Source organism: Acinetobacter sp. YH12072 (assembly GCF_013419565.1).
GTDB lineage: Bacteria > Pseudomonadota > Gammaproteobacteria > Pseudomonadales > Moraxellaceae > Acinetobacter.
Genome location: NZ_VOZV01000083.1, coordinates 1 through 1,728, shown reverse-complemented (window position 1 = coordinate 1,728; position 1,728 = coordinate 1). Strand labels below are relative to the sequence as shown.

1 rRNA gene is annotated in these 1,728 nt (G+C 49.6%); it reads right to left on the bottom strand.

Annotation, left to right across the window (positions count from 1 at the left end):
- Positions 1-1,707, bottom strand: a 23S ribosomal RNA gene (locus FTU19_RS16065); the annotation flags it as partial.
- Positions 1,708-1,728 lie beyond the last annotated feature (21 nt).

Here is a 1,728-nt window from a genome sequence, read left to right as displayed (position 1 = left end):
CCACCGGCAGCGTACCTTCTCCCGAAGTTACGGTACCATTTTGCCTAGTTCCTTCAGCAGAGTTCTCTCAAGCGCTTTGGTCTACTCGACCTGACCACCTGTGTCGGTTTCGGGTACGATTCCAGTGTAACTGAAGCTTAGAGACTTTTCCTGGAAGTATGGTATCAGCCACTTCACCAGTAAACTGGCTTGCTATCAACTCTCAGCATAGAGTACCCCGGATTTGCCTAAGATACATGCCTACAGTCTTCCACCTGGACAACCAACGCCAGGCTGACTTAACCTTCTCCGTCCTCTCATCGCATTACACTGAAGTATTGGAATATTAACCAATTTCCCATCGACTACGCCTCTCGGCCTCGCCTTAGGGGTCGACTCACCCAGCCCCGATTAACGTTGGACTGGAACCCTTGGTCTTTCAGCGAACGGGTTTTTCACCCGTTTTGTCGTTACTCACGTCAGCATTCGCACTTCTGATACCTCCAGCAGACTTCTCAATCCACCTTCATCGGCTTACAGAACGCTCCCCTACCACTTGCAATAAATTGCAAATCCGCAGCTTCGGTACATAGTTTTAGCCCCGTTACATCTTCCGCGCAGGCCGACTCGACTAGTGAGCTATTACGCTTTCTTTAAAGGGTGGCTGCTTCTAAGCCAACCTCCTAGCTGTCTATGCCTTCCCACATCGTTTCCCACTTAACTATGATTTAGGGACCTTAGCTGGCGGTCTGGATTGTTTTCCTCTTGACTACGGACGTTAGCACCCGCAGTCTGTCTCCCGGATAGTACTCATTGGTATTCGGAGTTTGCATCGGTTTGGTAAGTCGGGATGACCCCCTAGCCGAAACAGTGCTCTACCCCCAATGGTATTCGTCCGAGGCGCTACCTAAATAGCTTTCGGGGAGAACCAGCTATCACCGAGTTTGATTAGCCTTTCACCCCTATCCACAAGTCATCCCCTGGCTTTTCAACGACAGTGGGTTCGGTCCTCCAGTTAGTGTTACCCAACCTTCAACCTGCTCATGGATAGATCACCCGGTTTCGGGTCTATACCCAGCAACTAAACGCCCTATTAAGACTCGATTTCTCTACGGCTCCCCTATTCGGTTAACCTCGCTACTGAATATAAGTCGCTGACCCATTATACAAAAGGTACGCAGTCACCACACAAAGTGGCTCCCACTGCTTGTATGCATGCGGTTTCAGGATCTATTTCACTCCCCTCACAGGGGTTCTTTTCGCCTTTCCCTCACGGTACTGGTTCACTATCGGTCAGTCAGGAGTATTTAGCCTTAGAGGATGGTCCCCCTATATTCAGACAAGGTTTCACGTGCCTCGCCCTACTCGACATCATCATATCAGCCCTTTCGTGTACAGGACTATCACCCACTATGGTTGCACTTCCCAGAGCATTCCACTAAAACTGATATGACTTAATGGGCTGTTCCCCTTTCGCTCGCCGCTACTGAGGGAATCTCAATTGATTTCTTTTCCTACGGATACTGAGATGTTTCACTTCTCCGCGTTCGCCTCATAAACCTATGTATTCAGTTTATGATACCGACCTTATAGCCGGTGGGTTTCCCCATTCAGACATCTCCGGATCACAGGATATTTGCCGCCTCCCCGGAGCTTTTCGCAGGCTATCACGTCTTTCTTCGCCTCTGACTGCCAAGGCATCCACCACATGCACTTAATTACTTGACTATACAACCCCAAACAGTCGTT